The organism is Nostoc sp. FACHB-110 (genome assembly GCF_014697425.1).
Classification (GTDB): Bacteria; Cyanobacteriota; Cyanobacteriia; order Cyanobacteriales; family Nostocaceae; genus Nostoc_B.
Genome location: NZ_JACJRU010000005.1, coordinates 173,581 through 188,324, shown reverse-complemented (window position 1 = coordinate 188,324; position 14,744 = coordinate 173,581). Strand labels below are relative to the sequence as shown.

Annotated in this window: 26 protein-coding genes; all 26 read right to left on the bottom strand. The window is 44.5% G+C overall.

The genetic code is table 11. From position 1 onward, the window contains the following. Positions 1 to 44 precede the first annotated feature (44 nt). Positions 45 to 395, bottom strand: a complete 351-nt coding sequence (gene rplQ, locus H6G69_RS07910; RefSeq protein ID WP_190684218.1) for a 50S ribosomal protein L17 — start codon at positions 393 to 395, stop codon at positions 45 to 47. A 33-nt stretch (positions 396 to 428) separates the two neighbouring features. After that, positions 429 to 1,376, bottom strand: coding sequence for a DNA-directed RNA polymerase subunit alpha (locus H6G69_RS07905; RefSeq protein WP_015113408.1), 948 nt, complete (start codon positions 1,374 to 1,376; stop codon positions 429 to 431). A 335-nt stretch (positions 1,377 to 1,711) separates the two neighbouring features. Continuing rightward, entirely contained in the window at positions 1,712 to 2,107 is a 396-nt protein-coding gene (rpsK, locus tag H6G69_RS07900) for a 30S ribosomal protein S11 (RefSeq protein ID WP_015113409.1), read from the bottom strand. 54 nt (positions 2,108 to 2,161) lie between these two features. Then, positions 2,162 to 2,542: a 30S ribosomal protein S13 gene (gene rpsM / locus H6G69_RS07895; protein WP_190684215.1), complete on the bottom strand. Its 381-nt coding sequence runs from the start codon at positions 2,540 to 2,542 to the stop codon at positions 2,162 to 2,164. A gap of 121 nt (positions 2,543 to 2,663) precedes the next feature. Next, positions 2,664 to 2,777, bottom strand: a complete 114-nt coding sequence (gene rpmJ, locus H6G69_RS07890) for a 50S ribosomal protein L36 (protein WP_015113411.1) — start codon at positions 2,775 to 2,777, stop codon at positions 2,664 to 2,666. A 135-nt stretch (positions 2,778 to 2,912) separates the two neighbouring features. Continuing rightward, positions 2,913 to 3,137, bottom strand: a complete 225-nt coding sequence (gene infA / locus H6G69_RS07885) for a translation initiation factor IF-1 (RefSeq protein WP_006276978.1) — start codon at positions 3,135 to 3,137, stop codon at positions 2,913 to 2,915. A 202-nt stretch (positions 3,138 to 3,339) separates the two neighbouring features. Continuing rightward, positions 3,340 to 3,894 carry an adenylate kinase gene (locus tag H6G69_RS07880; protein ID WP_190684213.1) on the bottom strand — a complete coding sequence of 185 codons (555 nt, stop codon included), beginning with the start codon at positions 3,892 to 3,894 and terminating at the stop codon, positions 3,340 to 3,342. Continuing rightward, positions 3,894 to 5,207: a preprotein translocase subunit SecY gene (gene secY, locus H6G69_RS07875; RefSeq protein ID WP_190684210.1), complete on the bottom strand. Its 1,314-nt coding sequence runs from the start codon at positions 5,205 to 5,207 to the stop codon at positions 3,894 to 3,896. Before secY ends, H6G69_RS07880 begins: the two co-directional genes overlap by 1 nt. Positions 5,208 to 5,278: 71 nt before the next feature. Then, the gene (rplO, locus tag H6G69_RS07870; protein ID WP_190588746.1) at positions 5,279 to 5,725 is read right to left on the bottom strand and encodes a 50S ribosomal protein L15; all 447 of its coding nucleotides are present in this window, start codon (positions 5,723 to 5,725) and stop codon (positions 5,279 to 5,281) included. 45 nt (positions 5,726 to 5,770) lie between these two features. Next, entirely contained in the window at positions 5,771 to 6,295 is a 525-nt protein-coding gene (gene rpsE, locus H6G69_RS07865; RefSeq protein ID WP_062291712.1) for a 30S ribosomal protein S5, read from the bottom strand. Between the two features lie 92 nt (positions 6,296 to 6,387). Continuing rightward, entirely contained in the window at positions 6,388 to 6,750 is a 363-nt protein-coding gene (rplR, locus tag H6G69_RS07860; protein WP_190684207.1) for a 50S ribosomal protein L18, read from the bottom strand. Between the two features lie 2 nt (positions 6,751 to 6,752). Continuing rightward, on the bottom strand, positions 6,753 to 7,301 hold the full coding sequence (gene rplF, locus H6G69_RS07855; RefSeq protein ID WP_190684205.1) for a 50S ribosomal protein L6: 549 nt from the start codon (positions 7,299 to 7,301) through the stop codon (positions 6,753 to 6,755). 67 nt (positions 7,302 to 7,368) lie between these two features. Then, entirely contained in the window at positions 7,369 to 7,770 is a 402-nt protein-coding gene (gene rpsH, locus H6G69_RS07850; RefSeq protein ID WP_190684202.1) for a 30S ribosomal protein S8, read from the bottom strand. Between the two features lie 20 nt (positions 7,771 to 7,790). Further along, complete coding sequence (rplE, locus tag H6G69_RS07845) at positions 7,791 to 8,339, bottom strand: 50S ribosomal protein L5 (protein WP_190684199.1); 549 nt, start codon at positions 8,337 to 8,339, stop codon at positions 7,791 to 7,793. Positions 8,340 to 8,436: 97 nt separating this feature from the next. After that, positions 8,437 to 8,781 (bottom strand): 50S ribosomal protein L24, encoded by a 345-nt coding sequence (gene rplX / locus H6G69_RS07840; RefSeq protein WP_190684196.1) that lies wholly within the window; start codon positions 8,779 to 8,781, stop codon positions 8,437 to 8,439. After that, the gene (gene rplN, locus H6G69_RS07835; RefSeq protein ID WP_062291728.1) at positions 8,781 to 9,149 is read right to left on the bottom strand and encodes a 50S ribosomal protein L14; all 369 of its coding nucleotides are present in this window, start codon (positions 9,147 to 9,149) and stop codon (positions 8,781 to 8,783) included. The genes rplX and rplN overlap by 1 nt, the downstream gene beginning before the upstream one ends. 39 nt (positions 9,150 to 9,188) lie before the next feature. After that, a complete protein-coding gene (rpsQ, locus tag H6G69_RS07830) occupies positions 9,189 to 9,437 on the bottom strand; it encodes a 30S ribosomal protein S17 (RefSeq protein WP_015113422.1) in 249 nt (82 codons plus the stop codon). Positions 9,438 to 9,443: 6 nt separating this feature from the next. Next, complete coding sequence (gene rpmC / locus H6G69_RS07825) at positions 9,444 to 9,671, bottom strand: 50S ribosomal protein L29 (RefSeq protein WP_190684193.1); 228 nt, start codon at positions 9,669 to 9,671, stop codon at positions 9,444 to 9,446. Between the two features lie 3 nt (positions 9,672 to 9,674). Further along, positions 9,675 to 10,103, bottom strand: a complete 429-nt coding sequence (gene rplP / locus H6G69_RS07820) for a 50S ribosomal protein L16 (protein ID WP_190684190.1) — start codon at positions 10,101 to 10,103, stop codon at positions 9,675 to 9,677. A 114-nt stretch (positions 10,104 to 10,217) separates the two neighbouring features. After that, positions 10,218 to 10,973, bottom strand: a complete 756-nt coding sequence (gene rpsC / locus H6G69_RS07815; RefSeq protein WP_190588738.1) for a 30S ribosomal protein S3 — start codon at positions 10,971 to 10,973, stop codon at positions 10,218 to 10,220. 26 nt (positions 10,974 to 10,999) lie between these two features. Then, positions 11,000 to 11,359: a 50S ribosomal protein L22 gene (gene rplV, locus H6G69_RS07810; protein ID WP_062291738.1), complete on the bottom strand. Its 360-nt coding sequence runs from the start codon at positions 11,357 to 11,359 to the stop codon at positions 11,000 to 11,002. A 58-nt stretch (positions 11,360 to 11,417) separates the two neighbouring features. Next, positions 11,418 to 11,696, bottom strand: coding sequence for a 30S ribosomal protein S19 (gene rpsS, locus H6G69_RS07805; protein WP_190684187.1), 279 nt, complete (start codon positions 11,694 to 11,696; stop codon positions 11,418 to 11,420). A gap of 115 nt (positions 11,697 to 11,811) precedes the next feature. Then, complete coding sequence (gene rplB / locus H6G69_RS07800; protein WP_190684184.1) at positions 11,812 to 12,675, bottom strand: 50S ribosomal protein L2; 864 nt, start codon at positions 12,673 to 12,675, stop codon at positions 11,812 to 11,814. A 6-nt stretch (positions 12,676 to 12,681) separates the two neighbouring features. Next, entirely contained in the window at positions 12,682 to 12,996 is a 315-nt protein-coding gene (locus H6G69_RS07795; RefSeq protein ID WP_190684181.1) for a 50S ribosomal protein L23, read from the bottom strand. Next, complete coding sequence (gene rplD / locus H6G69_RS07790; protein ID WP_190684179.1) at positions 12,989 to 13,621, bottom strand: 50S ribosomal protein L4; 633 nt, start codon at positions 13,619 to 13,621, stop codon at positions 12,989 to 12,991. Before rplD ends, H6G69_RS07795 begins: the two co-directional genes overlap by 8 nt. Positions 13,622 to 13,711: 90 nt before the next feature. Then, on the bottom strand, positions 13,712 to 14,347 hold the full coding sequence (gene rplC / locus H6G69_RS07785; protein WP_190684176.1) for a 50S ribosomal protein L3: 636 nt from the start codon (positions 14,345 to 14,347) through the stop codon (positions 13,712 to 13,714). Positions 14,348 to 14,744 lie beyond the last annotated feature (397 nt).

The following is a 14,744-nucleotide window of genomic DNA, read 5'->3' as shown; positions in this document are numbered from 1 at the left end:
TGGTCATTCGTCTCAATCATTTTGATTTTTGACTTTTGACTTATTTACACCAGTTCAATGATTGCCATTTCGGCATTGTCTCCACGCCGAGGCACGGTATGAAGAATCCGGGTGTAACCACCACTACGATTAGCATACCGAGTAGGAGCTTGTTCAAACAAAGCATGAACCAGTTGCTTATCGTATATGTAACCTAAAGCTGCACGACGAGATGCTAAGGAGCCGTCTTTCGCTAAGGTAATCATTTTCTCTACTTCACTCCGCAAAGCTTTCGCTCTGATTAAAGTGGTGGTAATTCGACCATGACGAACTAGCTCAGTGGTTAAGGTACGCAACAGAGCGCGACGCTGGTCAGCTGGTTTACCAAGTTTTTTAACCCGACAACGGTGACGCATAATGGTGGACTATGAACTATGAAAGGTTTTGCTTTAGCTGTGTTTGGAGCTTCTTTCCTGCGGTAAGGTAATTCCCAAGCGTCGTTGCAACGCTTCTACAACTTCTTCCGCCGATTTTTGACCAAAATTCTTGATTTCTAGCAAATCTTCTTGGGTAAAATCCAATAAGTCTGCCACAGAATTAACTTGTGCGCGTTTGAGGCAGTTATATGCCCGCACAGAAAGTTGCAATTCTTCGATGGGAATTTGAGCAGTTGGATCGTCTGGAACATCAGAACCAATATCTGTTGGTTCTAAAGAAATATCCTTCAGTGGGTTGAATAAATCTACCAAAATACTGGCAGCTGAGGATAGTGCTTCTTGGGGAGAGACACTACCATTTGTCCAAACTTCTAATAACAATCTGTCTTTGGTAATCGAGCCATCTGCACGGGCTTCTTCAACACTATAGTTGACTTTTCGCACCGGCATAAATACTGAGTCGATTTGCAAAAAGTCCAAAGAAGTTGCCTCTTCTCGCCCTCGTTCTACGGTACGATAACCCTTACCGCGTTCGATGCGAAATTCCATTTCCAGCTTACCGCCCTCAGCGAGAGTCGCAACATACTGGGTAGGATCAACCACTTCAACTTCACTAGGCAAATCAAAATGGGCGGCTGTAACTGTTGCTGGCCCAGTAACGAGTAATCTACCAATTTGAGGTTGAGAAGAATAGCTTTTGAGAATAACTTCTTTCATTCTCATCAAGATTTCTAGCACGTCTTCCCGCACACCCGGAACTGTGGCAAACTCGTGTGTAACACCTGCAATTCGCACTGCGGTCACGGCTGTTCCTTCCAAGTTGGACAATAACACCCGTCTCAGTGCATTACCAACAGTTGTGCCTTGACCGCGCTCTAGGGGTTCTAAGACAAACTTACTGTAATGACTCCGACTTTCTTCTGTACTAGACTCTACACATTCAATTTGAAACTGCGCCACGGAGTAGCCTCCCTTAATGAAGGTGCTGCTAACAATTAATTGCCTATTCAATTTACTTTTGCCCTCGGCTTGCTTCCGGCTGATCAAACTGCCCAAATTCAATAATGGTAATTGATCTGCTGATGAAGCCTATGGGCGATTATCCATAAATATGGTGTTGTGGAAATTACAGCAGCTCTCCCCCAAGGAAGAGCTAACTGGCTTTTACCACTCAAGCACTCAGAAGTTATTTATGGTTCACTCTGCTTGATAGTTTAAACATCAAAAGCATAAATCACTATTGCAGGTGAATTTTTTATTTAGACTTCTTGCCTTGATTGCCTCACAAGTTTGATCTAGACTCGACGGCGCTTTGGTGGACGGCAACCATTGTGAGGAATTGGGGTAATATCCCGAATCAGGGTAATTTCCAGTCCTGCCCCTTGCAGTGCGCGAATCGCAGTTTCTCTACCAGCACCTGGGCCACTAACCATCACCTCAATTTGACGCATTCCTTGGTCAATAGCTCGACGGGCAGCACTTTCAGCAGCAGTTTGGGCTGCAAAGGGAGTTCCTTTTTTGGCTCCTTTAAAACCGCTGGAACCAGCACTTGCCCAGGAGATAACATCACCATTTTGATCGGTGATTGTGACAATGCTATTGTTGAAGGTAGATTGGATGTAAGCAAGTCCGTTGGGTACGTTCCGCTTTTGCTTTTTACTCCCAGTTTTTTTAGTTGGTTGTCTCGCCATATTTGTTTAGGTAATTTAAGGAAAAACTTGCTCTGTTGAGCAAGCAATGAATAATTATTTGCCAGGAGCTTTCTTCTTACCGGCCACTGTCTGCCTTCTGCCACGACGGGTTCTCGCATTAGTCCGAGTTCTTTGTCCTCGCACTGGAAGACCCATCCTGTGACGACGGCCTCTATAGGTTCCTATGTCGATTAAGCGCTTGATATTCATTGCTTCCAAGCGCCGCAAGTCACCTTCTACTTGATAGTTACTTTCTATTTCTGCACGTAGACTTGCAACATCAGCATCACTTAAGTCTTTAACTCTGGTGTCTGGGTTGACACCTGTAGTCGCTAGAATTTCCTGCGACCTGGATAACCCAATTCCATAGATGTATGTGAGACCAATCTCAACGCGCTTATCGCGTGGCAGGTCTACGCCGGCAATACGGGCCACAATTAATTTCTCCCTGTTGTTCTCGCAGTTTCTCTTGGTTAAGATGTGGAATGTAAACCACATCTGTAATTTTTGTGGTGATCTTTTCTAGTCGCAGTTTACTCCCGGATTCTAGAGAGTGTTATCCTTGACGTTGTTTATGTTTGGGGTTAGAGCAAATCACCATAACGCGACCACGACGGCGAATCACGTTACACTTTTCACAAATTTTCTTGACAGAGGCTCGGACTTTCATGCCTTTCTTAATTGACTCCAAATATAAAATTATAGCATTTCTGGAAAAATATTACAGTTAAGTAATTAAGAATCCCCCAACAAGTTAGTTGTATGGTAAGATCCTCTTTATACAACTAATTTTTTCTGAATTTAATTATTTTTTCCGCAATCTATAGGTAATTCGGCCTTTTGTCAGGTCATAGGGAGTGAGTTCTACCTTGACGCGATCGCCTGGCAAAATCTTGATATAGTTGCGGCGAATTTTTCCAGAGATGTGTGCCAGTACGTTAAAACCATTGTCCAGGTCAACGCGAAACATCGCGTTTGGCAAGGACTCAGTAACCGTACCTTCCATTTCAATCAAATCTTGTTTAGACAACTTTTTGGTTCCTCAACTCAACAGTTTTTGGTTCGCTGGCAGCTTTTATCTGCAACAGAACACATTTTGAGAAATATATCAACAGTTTATTAATATATCTTAGCTAAAATTGATCAGCATCATCTTGCCAAAGTTCAGTGAAGAATAGGGAGTAGTAGCTGGGGAATTTTATACTTCTCCATGACTACTCCTGTATCTCCAGCTAGGAAGCTAAAATTTGTTTCAATTCACTAGTGACTTCTTCTTGGGATTGATTACCATTGACTGTTAATAGCCTTTGGCGTTCACTATAGTAGTTGATCAAAGGTGCAGTTTCATTCCGGTACACTTCTAGACGACGACGAATCACCTCTTCGGTATCATCTTTTCTGCCTCTAGCCAGTAACCGTGAAATTACAATGTCATCTGGTGCATCTAAGTTAACTACTCTTTCGCCACCTTGAGCAGTTTTCGCTAACAATGCTTCTAAAAAAGCTGCTTGCGTCACTTTGCGAGGAAACCCGTCTAAAATCCAACCGGATTGGGCATCTGATTGACCTAGACGTTCCTCCACTAAATCTTGCACCAATTGATCAGGAACTAAATCACCGCTATCAACGTAACTTTGAGCTTTCACTCCCAAAGGAGTTTGCTCTTTCATTGCTTGCCTCAAGATTTCACCAGTAGAAATATGAGGTATATGCAGGTGTTCTGCCAAAACCTGAGCTTGAGTTCCTTTGCCCGCACCCGGTGGCCCCAAGAAGATTAGTCGCGTCACTATTGTTTCACCATTCCTTCATAACGCTGAGAAATAACGTAGGTTTGGACTTGTTTTGCGGTGTCAATTGCCACACCAACTAGAATTAACAATGAAGTAGCACCCAGTCCCTTGAAGGTTGGCACTTTCAACGCACTTTCCACAGCGGTAGGAATAATCGCAACCAAGCCTAAAAAGATAGCTCCCAAAAAAGTTAAGCGGTTAATAACTCGCTCAATATACTCACTGGTAGCTTTCCCTGGACGAATCCCAGGAATACTCGAACCCATTTTTTTCAAGTTTTGCGCTACATCAACTGGGTTGACAATCAATGAAGAGTAGAAGTAGCTAAAGAAAACAATGGAAGTTAAATACACCAAGGCATATACCCAAGGTGCAGAACCACCAGGGCTGAGATAGGTATTGACGATGTTTGCCAAGTCAGGATTTTTTGTAAAGTTGGCAATGAGTAATGGCAAACTCAAAATGGCAGCCGCAAAAATAATTGGCATTACACCACCAGAGTTGAGACGCAAAGGTAGATAACTACGCTGCTCTGCCAAAACTCTTCTACCTACTTGACGACGAGCTGAAATGATGGGGATGCGGCGAATACCTTCCTGTACAAAGACAATGCCCACGATGGTGGCCAAAAAGACCAACACCAGCACAATTACCCGACCCACGATTGCTCGATCGCCAACTTGTACCAAGTCGATGGTGTCGCCTAGAGATTTGGGTAGCGAAGCAACAATGTTGACAAAAATCAACAATGATGCACCATTACCAATACCTCGTTCTGTGATCAGTTCGGATGCCCACATAACAAACATAGAACCTGCGGTCAGCGCGATCGCAGTTTCAGCTACAAATAATGGGCCAGGAGTTAAAGCAAATTGTTGCAAGAAGAAGGCAGAAAACGCCGTACTTTGGATAATTGCCCAACCTACAGTCACGTAGCGGGTAATTTGCGATATTTTCCGCCGTCCCGCTTCGCCTTCATTTTTCTGTAAATTTTCTAAAGATGGGATAGCAGCCGTCAGTAATTGGATGATAATGGACGCATTAATAAAGGGCAGAATCCCTAATGCAAAGACTCCCAAAGTAGAAAGTCCGCGCCCAGAAAAGATATCCAATAACCCAAATATGGAATTACTGCCGGAAATGGCATCATGGAATCTAGTTCTATCAATTCCTGGTACAGGTAAAAATATACCTAGACGAACCAAAATTAAAATACCGACAGTGACAAGCAGCCTGCCTCTTAGCCCAGCTGCTTGTGCCATCTGCATAAAAGTTTCTTGAGCCGTTGGGGCTTTATCTCGACTGATCATAGAGTGCTACCTTTGTCGTGAACCAGGCACTGGAAGGGAGTTGGCAGGTATTATAAGTGCGCGGTTGGGCTTCACCCTAAAACTTCACAACTTCCTCCAGCTGCCTCAATTTTGCTACGAGCTTGACCTGTGAAAGCTGCCGCTTTGACGTTGAGGGCAACGTTCAATTCCCCATTACCCAAAATTTTCAATGGCCCTTTGGCAGAGGTTAAAATCCCGGCTGCTTTTAAGGATTCCAATGTTACTTCTGTGTTGGCAGGAAGAGAGGCTAACTTCTCTACATTTATCGTAGTGTAAATCTTGCGATTCACAAGTGGAAAGCCTTTCAGCTTGGGTATACGGCGGTACAATGGCTGTTGACCACCTTCAAACCCTGGTCTGGTGCTACTACCAGAGCGAGATTTTTGACCCCGCATACCTAGACCAGCACTGGCCCCTTGACCAGCAGAAATACCTCTGGCTACACGGCGACGGCGTTTTTTAGAGCCTTTTTGGGGCTTAACATCGTTGAGTCTCATGATGTTATTTGTATTGTGTACAAGAACTCTGTCAGTGAAGCTCTACTAGATGTAGAGTTTGTCAATAGCGATACCACGGTCTTCAGCAACTTCCGCCAAAGTACGCAGGGTAGATAAAGCGTTAACTGCGGCTCTAGCATTATTAAGTGGGTTGTTAGAACCAAGTTGTTTAGCGAGAACGTTGCGAACTCCGGCTAATTCCAATACAGTCCGCACAGCACCACCAGCAATTACACCAGTACCAGGTGCGGCTGGACGCATGATGACTTTTGCACCACCACCAACGCCATCAATGGGATGCGGAATAGAGTTAGATTTGGTAATTGGAATGTCAATTAGGTGTTTTTTGCCATCGGCTACGCCTTTTTTCACAGCACCGATAACATCTGAGGCTTTACCTACTCCCACACCGACTTGACCGCGTTCGTTACCAACAACGACAATGGCACGGAAGCTGAGTTTTTTACCACCCTTAACTACCTTGCTCACCCGTCGGATTTGGATTACGCGCTCTTGCCAATTGGTTTCTTCTTTTTTTGCGCGGTTAGCTTTACGACGACCTGTTGCCATAATTCATGCCTTTAAAAGTCAAGAGTCAACAGTCAAGAGTCAAGAGTCAATAGTCATTACTTTTGACTATGGACTATGGACTTTTGACAACTTTAAAAATCTAAACCAGCTTCGCGTGCAGCATCCGCTAGTGTTTTGATGCGACCATGATATAAATTACCACCACGATCAAAAACTACTTTTGTAATGCCCTTTTCTAATGCGCGGGCTGCAATTAACTTACCAACTTGAGCTGAAGCTTCGCAGTTAGCACCAGAAGCTAAATTTGCTTTTAACTCGGCATCTAAAGTTGATGCCGCCACTAAAGTATGATGCTGTGTATCATCAATTACTTGAGCATAAATATGTTGGTGAGAACGAAATACGGCTAGGCGTGGGCGTTCTTGAGAGCCGCTAACCTTGCCACGAACACGGCGGTGGCGGCGCTGTTTGGATTCTCTACGAGTAAGTTTCATATTTATTTCTTACCTTTACCTCCGGTCTTACCAGCTTTGCGTCTGACTACTTCACCCGCATAGCGAATACCTTTACCTTTGTAAGGTTCTGGTGGTCGAACGGCACGAATCTTAGCAGCTGTATTACCGACTACTTCTTTGTCATAACCACTAACGATGACGTTAGTGTTATTTTCTACGGCAAACTGAATACCATCTGGTGGCTCAATATGTACTTGGTGACTGAAACCCATGTTCAACACTAGGTTACGTCCTTGTACTTGGGCGCGATAACCAACCCCTTGAATTTCCAAACGACGTTGAAAACCTTGGGAAACTCCCTCTACCATGTTGGCTACCAATGTCCGGCTTAAACCGTGCATTTGGCGAGAGGTACGGGAATCATCTTTACGAACTACTTGTAAGGTTTCGCCTTCCTGGTTCACTGTTACTTGAACAGGTAAATCCCGTGAAAGCTCACCTTTGGGGCCTTTGACCACAACCTTAGTGCCATCAATTGTGATTTGCACTTTGGCGGGAATAGTAATTGGTCGTTTACCAATACGAGACATGATCTTTTGTCCTTTGTTATTTGTCTTTTGTCTTTTGTCTTGAATACTTATGACAAATGACTAATGACTACCAGACGTAGCAAAGTACTTCACCACCCAAATTCTGACGGCGAGCTTCACGGTCAGTCATAATGCCACTAGAGGTAGAAATAATGGCAATACCGATACCGCCTAATACTCTGGGTAGTTCTTTTCGGTTGGAATAAACACGTAAACCAGGTTTACTGATCCGTTTGAGGGCAGTAATTAAAGGCTGACGATTTTTCCCTTTGTATTTTAGGGAAATCACTAAGTGCCGTTTTACGCCTTCTTCGGTCTCTGTATATTCTGAGATGAATCCTTCTTCCTGTAGTACTTTGGCAATACTACGTGTCATTTTAGTGGCTGGCACTTGTGTTGTTTGATGCCTTGCCATGTTGGCATTGCGGATGCGCGTCAGCATATCTGCAATTGTGTCGTTAGCCGCCATCGTTCCCTCTTTAGATGAACTTATTGATCGCGAAAGGGCATTCCCAATTCTTTGAGTAAAGCGCGGCCCTCTTCGTCATTTTTTGCTGTAGTAATAATCGAAATATCCAGACCACGAATTTGATCAATGCTATCGTATTCGACTTCTGGAAAGATTAGCTGTTCTCTGACGCCGAGAGTATAGTTACCGCGTCCGTCAAAGCTTTTTGGGCTAATACCACGAAAGTCACGAATTCTGGGTAGTGTCAAGCTGATCAAGCGATCGAGGAAAGCATACATTCTCTCGCCTCTAAGTGTGACCATAATCCCGACAGGCATACCTTGGCGAATTTTAAAGCCTGCGATCGCTTTTTTTGCTCTTGTCACTACGGGTTTTTGACCAGTAATGAGCGCGATTTCGTTGATAGAAGCTTCCAAAGCCTTAGCGTTTTGTGCTGCTTCGCCCAAACCTCTGTTCACAGTTACCTTGACCAACTTCGGTACTTGGTGAACGTTGGTGTATTGAAACTGATTGGTGAGTTTCGGGACGATTGTCTCTTGATATAAAGTTTTGAGTCTTGTTGTCGCCATAGTTTTTGTCCTGAGATCCCTGGGCTTGGTCAGGGAAGATTATGAAGGATGAAGATAAAATAAGTAATATTTATACTTCAGACTGGAAACTTCATCCTTAATCAATAATCTCGCCAGTTTTTTTGAGTTTTCTCACCTTCTTACCTTCGGGAGTAAAGGTGTAGCAAACACGACTAGCGACATTTTGTTTGGTGGAATAGAGCATCACGTTAGAACTGTGGATTGGGTACTCTTGAGTAACAATCCGTCCAGATTCCCCTTCTTGTTGGGGTTTAACGTGCTTGGTCTTAATGTTGACACCTTTAACAATGACTTTGCTCAGTTGGGGTAATGCTTTAATCACTTCGCCAACTTTGCCTTTGTCTTTGCCGGCAATTATTTGCACGGTGTCACCCGTTTTGACGTGCATTTTATAGAATACTTTTTCCTTTTGGATAGGCATTACAGCACCTCCGGAGCCAGAGAAACAATTTTAGTAAAGTTCTTGTCGCGGAGTTCCCGTGCTACTGGGCCAAATACCCGTGTACCTCTAGGATTACCTTCTTTATTGATGATCACGGCGGCGTTATCATCAAAGCGAATAGTCATACCGCTATCACGACGAATGTTATGGCGGGTGCGAACAATCACAGCTTCCACAACATCTGATTTTTTCACAGCCATGTTGGGGATGGCATCTTTGACAACAGCAATAATGCGATCGCCGATAAAACCGTAACGGCTGTTACCTGCGCCTAACACTCGGATACACATTAGTTTCCGTGCGCCGCTGTTATCTGCCACATTTAAGTAAGTTTGGGGTTGAATCACAATTGGTCTCCCTTGTGCAGTTGTTAGTGAAGTAACAACTTATGAATTTTTAGTGTTGAGGATTTCTGTGACTTGCCAGCGTTTGGTTTTGCTCAGGGGTCTGGTTTCCTGAATCCGCACGCGATCGCCCACTTTGCATTTATTTTCTTCATCGTGAGCTTTATAGCGGCGGGTTTTCACTACAATCTTGCCGTATTTGGGATGGGGAGCGCGGTTTTCGATGGCAACTACCACCGTTTTTTGCATTTTGTCGCTCACTACCAACCCAACTCGTTCTTTGATTGCCATAATCTCTTAGTTCTCTTGTTTAGGAGTTTGACTTGCTGCCCGTTTGCGCTCTCCCTCTACTGTCAACAGTTGGGCAAGGCGATGGCGAGCGTGGCGGAATTGGTGAGGTTTTTCTAGTTGTCTGGTTGCCTTTTGCAAGCGCAACTGAAACAGTTGTTTTTTAGTGGCAACAATTTCCGCAGCTAATTGTTCGTCACTTAATTCTCTAGCTTCTGAAATCTTGGGAAGCGGCATAACCTACTCCTGCTCCTCTTCTACTTGAGGGCGCACAATAAATTTGGTTTTAATTGGCAGTTTGTATGCAGCTAGGCGCATAGCTTCACGGGCGATTTCTTCAGAAACACCAGCGATTTCAAATAAAATCCGCCCTGGCTTAACTACTGCTACCCAAAATTCTGGATTACCTTTACCAGAACCCATCCGTGTTTCTGCTGGACGCATGGTAACAGGTTTATCTGGGAAAATCCGAATCCAGATTTTACCACCCCGACGGATATAACGAGTCATCGCCCGACGGGAAGCTTCGATTTGCCGAGAGGTGATCCAAGCTGGTTCTTGGGCTTGGAGAGCAAAATCTCCAAAGTTGAGGGTGCTACCCCGGTGGGCTAGACCCGCCATTCGCCCGCGCTGTTGTTTGCGGAATTTAGTTCTTCTAGGACTTAACATGACTATGAAGTGTGAAGTATGAAGTGTGTTCGCCCTTGGCGTTCCCGAAGGGTAGTGTGAAGTGTGAAGTGTGAAGTATGAAACACAAATTGTTCATCCTTCTTCCTTCATCCTTTAGCCTTCATTGGAACGGTCTTCAAACTGCTGACGACGGCGCTGTTGTTGACGGCGACGCGGTTCACGTTCGCGGGTGGCGGGTTGGGGTTGAGTTTCTTCCTGTCCAGGAATAATTTCTCCTTTAAACACCCACACTTTGATGCCCAAAATACCGTAAACGGTTTTGGCTGTGCAGTAAGCGTAGTCAATATCAGCCCGTAAGGTGTGTAGAGGTACTCTACCTTCGCGCGTCCATTCTGTCCGCGCAATTTCCGCACCGTTGAGCCGACCACTAACTTGAATTTTAATTCCTTGAATACCAGCACGTTGCGCCCGTTGAATTGCTTGGCGAACTACGCGACGGAAGGAAACCCGACGTTCTAATTGTTGGGCGATGTATTCCGAAATTAAATAAGCATCAGCATCAACTCGTTGGACTTCGACGACGTTGATTCTGATCTGACGAGTACCGCCTAATAAGTCTTGCAGTCCGGTGCGTAAGGATTCGATACCTTGTCCACCACGACCTACAACTACACCAGGGCGGGCTGTGCGTACTTCTAAATCAATTTGGTCTGCTTTGCGCTCAATTCTAACTTCGGAAATGCCCGCGTTATTTTGAGCGAGTCTACCCAGTTTTTGTTCAATGTAATTACGTAGTTTGTAATCTTCTTGTAAAAGTTCTGGATAGCGTTCAGGATCTGCGTACCACCTAGATTGGTGTTCTTGGGTAATTCCGAGGCGAAAGCCAACTGGATGAATTTTTTGTCCCACAAATGCTTCCTCTAAAGTTCTGGTAATTATTCCGCAGTCTCACCAGCAGCTACAGCTACTGTGATGTGACATGTTGGTTTGCGAATTTGGTAAGCTCGACCTTGCGCTCTAGGTTGGAAACGTTTTAGGACTGGGCCTTGATCGGCATAAGCTTGAGTAATTACCAGTTGAGCGCGGTCTAGACCTGCATTGTGTTCAGCATTGGCGGCTGCGCTTCTAATTAGTTTGAGGACTGGTTCACAAGCCCGATAAGGCATGAATTCCAAAATAATTAACGCTTCTCTGTAAGACCGCCCCCGAATTTGATCGAGTACGCGACGCACTTTAAAGGGAGACATGCGTATATAACGGGCGATCGCTTTTACTTCTGTAGTATTAGTTGCCATGTTTTTCTCCATTGTTGTCATAAGTCATCATTTTTAGTGAGTGACTCATAACTAATGACTATCTACCCGCTTTCTTGTCACTTTTGCCATGACCCCTGTAGGTGCGTGTTGGGGCGAATTCTCCCAACTTGTGGCCTACCATCTGATCGCTGATAAACACGGGGACGTGTTGTCTGCCATTATGAACAGCGATCGTATGTCCCACCATCTGGGGCAGAATTGTTGAGGCTCTTGACCAAGTTTTAATCACTTGCTTTTCGTTTTTATCGTTCAGCTTTTCAATTTTGCTGAGTAAATGATCGGCAACGAAAGGCCCTTTTTTGAGTGAACGACCCATAATATCAGGATGAGGTTAAAAATGAAAATTAAAAATGAAGAATAAAGACTTAAGGATGAAGATGGAAAGTTCAACATTTCTATTTCATCCTTCATCTTGCATCCTTCAGACTTGCCTATGACTGACGACCACCACGACCGCGCTTAGAAGATTTACGACGTCGGCGTACAATCAATTTACTGCTGGGTTTCTTGGGTTTGCGTGTCTTGGCTCCCAATGTTGGTTTACCCCAAGGTGTGACAGGGCCAGAACGACCAATAGGCGCTCTACCTTCACCACCACCATGTGGGTGATCCACTGGGTTCATAACGCTACCTCTGACTTTCGGGCGACGACCCTTCCAGCGGTTACGTCCAGCTTTACCTGCACTGAGGTTTCTAAAGTCTGTGTTACCTACTTGCCCAATGGTGGCGTAACATTCACGCCTAACCATCCGCACTTCCCCAGAAGGTAACTTCAATGTTACATAGTTACCTTCTTTAGCAACTACTTGAGCAGTAGCACCAGCAGCTCGTACAATTTGTCCACCTCTACCAGGGGTCAATTCTACGTTATGAACGTTTGTACCCAAGGGAATGTTTGACAAAGGTAGGGCGTTACCATCTTCAATAGGAGCGTCAGCACCAGCTATTAAAGTTTTGCCAACAGTCAAACCGTTGGGCTGAAGAATATAACGCTTTTCGCCATCCTGGTAAAACAATAGGGCAATTCGAGCATTACGGTTGGGATCGTATTCAATTGCTGCTACTTTTGCAGGAATGTTGCGTTTATCCCTTTTAAAATCGATAATTCTATAAAGTTGTTTATGTCCGCCACCCCGACGACGGCTGGTTATCCGCCCTTGATTGTTACGACCTTTAACACGGTGTTTATAGGTCGTTAATGACTTCTCTGGTTCAGATTTGGTAATTTCTGCAAAGTCAGAGATAGTAACTTGACGAGTGCTGGGGGTATAAGGGCGATAAGAACGAGTACCCATCTTTCTTTAGACCTCTGGGAATAGAACTTGTCTAATCTTTTCTTCATCCCCAGGCGCGACAGTAACAATAGCTCGCTTATATTGGGGTTTATAACCGATGAATTTGCCAACCCGACGTTTTTTGGGTGGCTTCATGGCTGTATTCACTTTGACAACTTTGACTTGGAATAAGTCTTCGATCGCTGCTTTAATATCTGTCTTGGTTGCTTTGGGAACAACTTCAAACGTGTATTGATTTTTTTCCATCATAATCGTCGCTTTTTCGGTGACGATTGGGCGACGGATCAAGTCAGGCAGATCACGGGGGTCAAACTTAGGCATTGTAGACCTCCTGAATTTTCTCTAGTGCTGATGCTGTAACTACAATTTTGTCAGCGTGCAGCAAGTCGTAAACATTTAACTGATCTGCAGCAATAATCTTCAATTTCTCGATGTTGCGGCCTGATAGATAAATGTTGTCTGCAATTTCTGACAATATTAGTAAACTCTTTTGTTCTGGAAGTGCGCCCCAACGTGTTAAAGCCGCTACTAAATCTTTAGTTTTCGGACGTGACAGTTCGGTGCTGAAATCTTCTACCACAATTAAGTCGTCAGTACGGCTGACAAAAGCTGTCCGCAGTGCTAAACGCCGTTCTTTGCGGTTCATTTTTAAGTTGAAATCTCGAGGTTTTGGCCCAAAGATGACACCACCACCACGCCACAGTGGCGAACGAATCGAACCCGCACGAGCGCGTCCGGTACCTTTTTGCCGCCAGGGTTTGCGGCCACCACCTCTAACTTCTGAACGAGTCTTGGTACTAGCGGTTCCTTGACGAGCATTGGTCATTTGTCTGACCAATGCTCGGTGTACAATATGAGCCGCTGTTTCTTCTTTGGCAACCCGTAAGTCGAACGATTTTTGCCCGACTTCTTCTCCTTGCCAGTTTTTAACTACAGTCTCAACCATCTTAGTTATTTGTCCTTTGTCATTAGTCCATAGTTCATAATCAATAGTCCATAGTTCAACTGCTAATGACTATTGACTTTTGACTGTTGACTATTTACCAACTTTGTTTGTGGGGACGATACTCACGAGAGAACCTGGTTTACCAGGAATGGCTCCTTTAATGAGCAATAAATTGCGTTCAGTGTCTACACGCACTACTGTCAATTTTTTAATGGTGACGCGAGTACCACCTAAACGCCCTGCCATTCTTTTACCTGGGTAAACACGACCGGGTGTTGTACCCGCACCAATAGAACCAGGCGCTCTGTGGTTTTTAGAACCGTGAGACATCGGCCCGCGACCAAAGTTATTTCGCTTTTGGTTGCCTGCAAAACCGCGACCAATACTAGTACCGACTACATCGACGATTTGACCAGCACTAAAGATATCTGCCTTAATTTCTTGGCCTAGAGTATATTCACCAGAATTTTCTGTGCGGTACTCATTAAGATGCCGCAATGCTGGCGCAGATGATTTTGCTAAGTGCCCCAACAAGGGTTTATTCAGTGCTTTTGGTTTGACTTCGCCATAACCTAGTTGAATGGCAGTATAACCATCAGTTTGCTTTGTTTTAACTTGGGTAACAGTGCATGGCCCCGCTTGAATCACGGTGACAGGAATTGCTACTCCTGCCTCGTCAAAAATTTGGGTCATGCCCAGCTTGGTGCCGAGAATTCCTACTGACACAGTTACTGGTTCTCCTTTTTACTTACTTAGCAGATTCTTCGGGATACATTGTTGATGTTTCGACTGAGGGAGGACGATCCTCAGCAAATTCCAGCAGATAGCTTTCTCTTATCCGAAACAAAACAGTTCCCTTACTTTTGAGTGAATCCGTTTACTTTTGTTAATTTGCTTAATCAAGCAGCCACAAGTTTCTTCCTGTTGGGAAGTTTCAACTTCTGACTTTGAGGCAATGCTCTAAAGCTTTGCTCTTTGTGCAGCAATGCTCTCGTCCAAGCAATTGCTTAGGCACTTTTTGGAGGCAGCACCTTTAGTGGATTTCCCATACCAATTGCTAAAACGGCTAAAATTTCCGAAATGCAATGGTTATCTTGGCGGCGACTGCCGTGTTGTAGTAGGA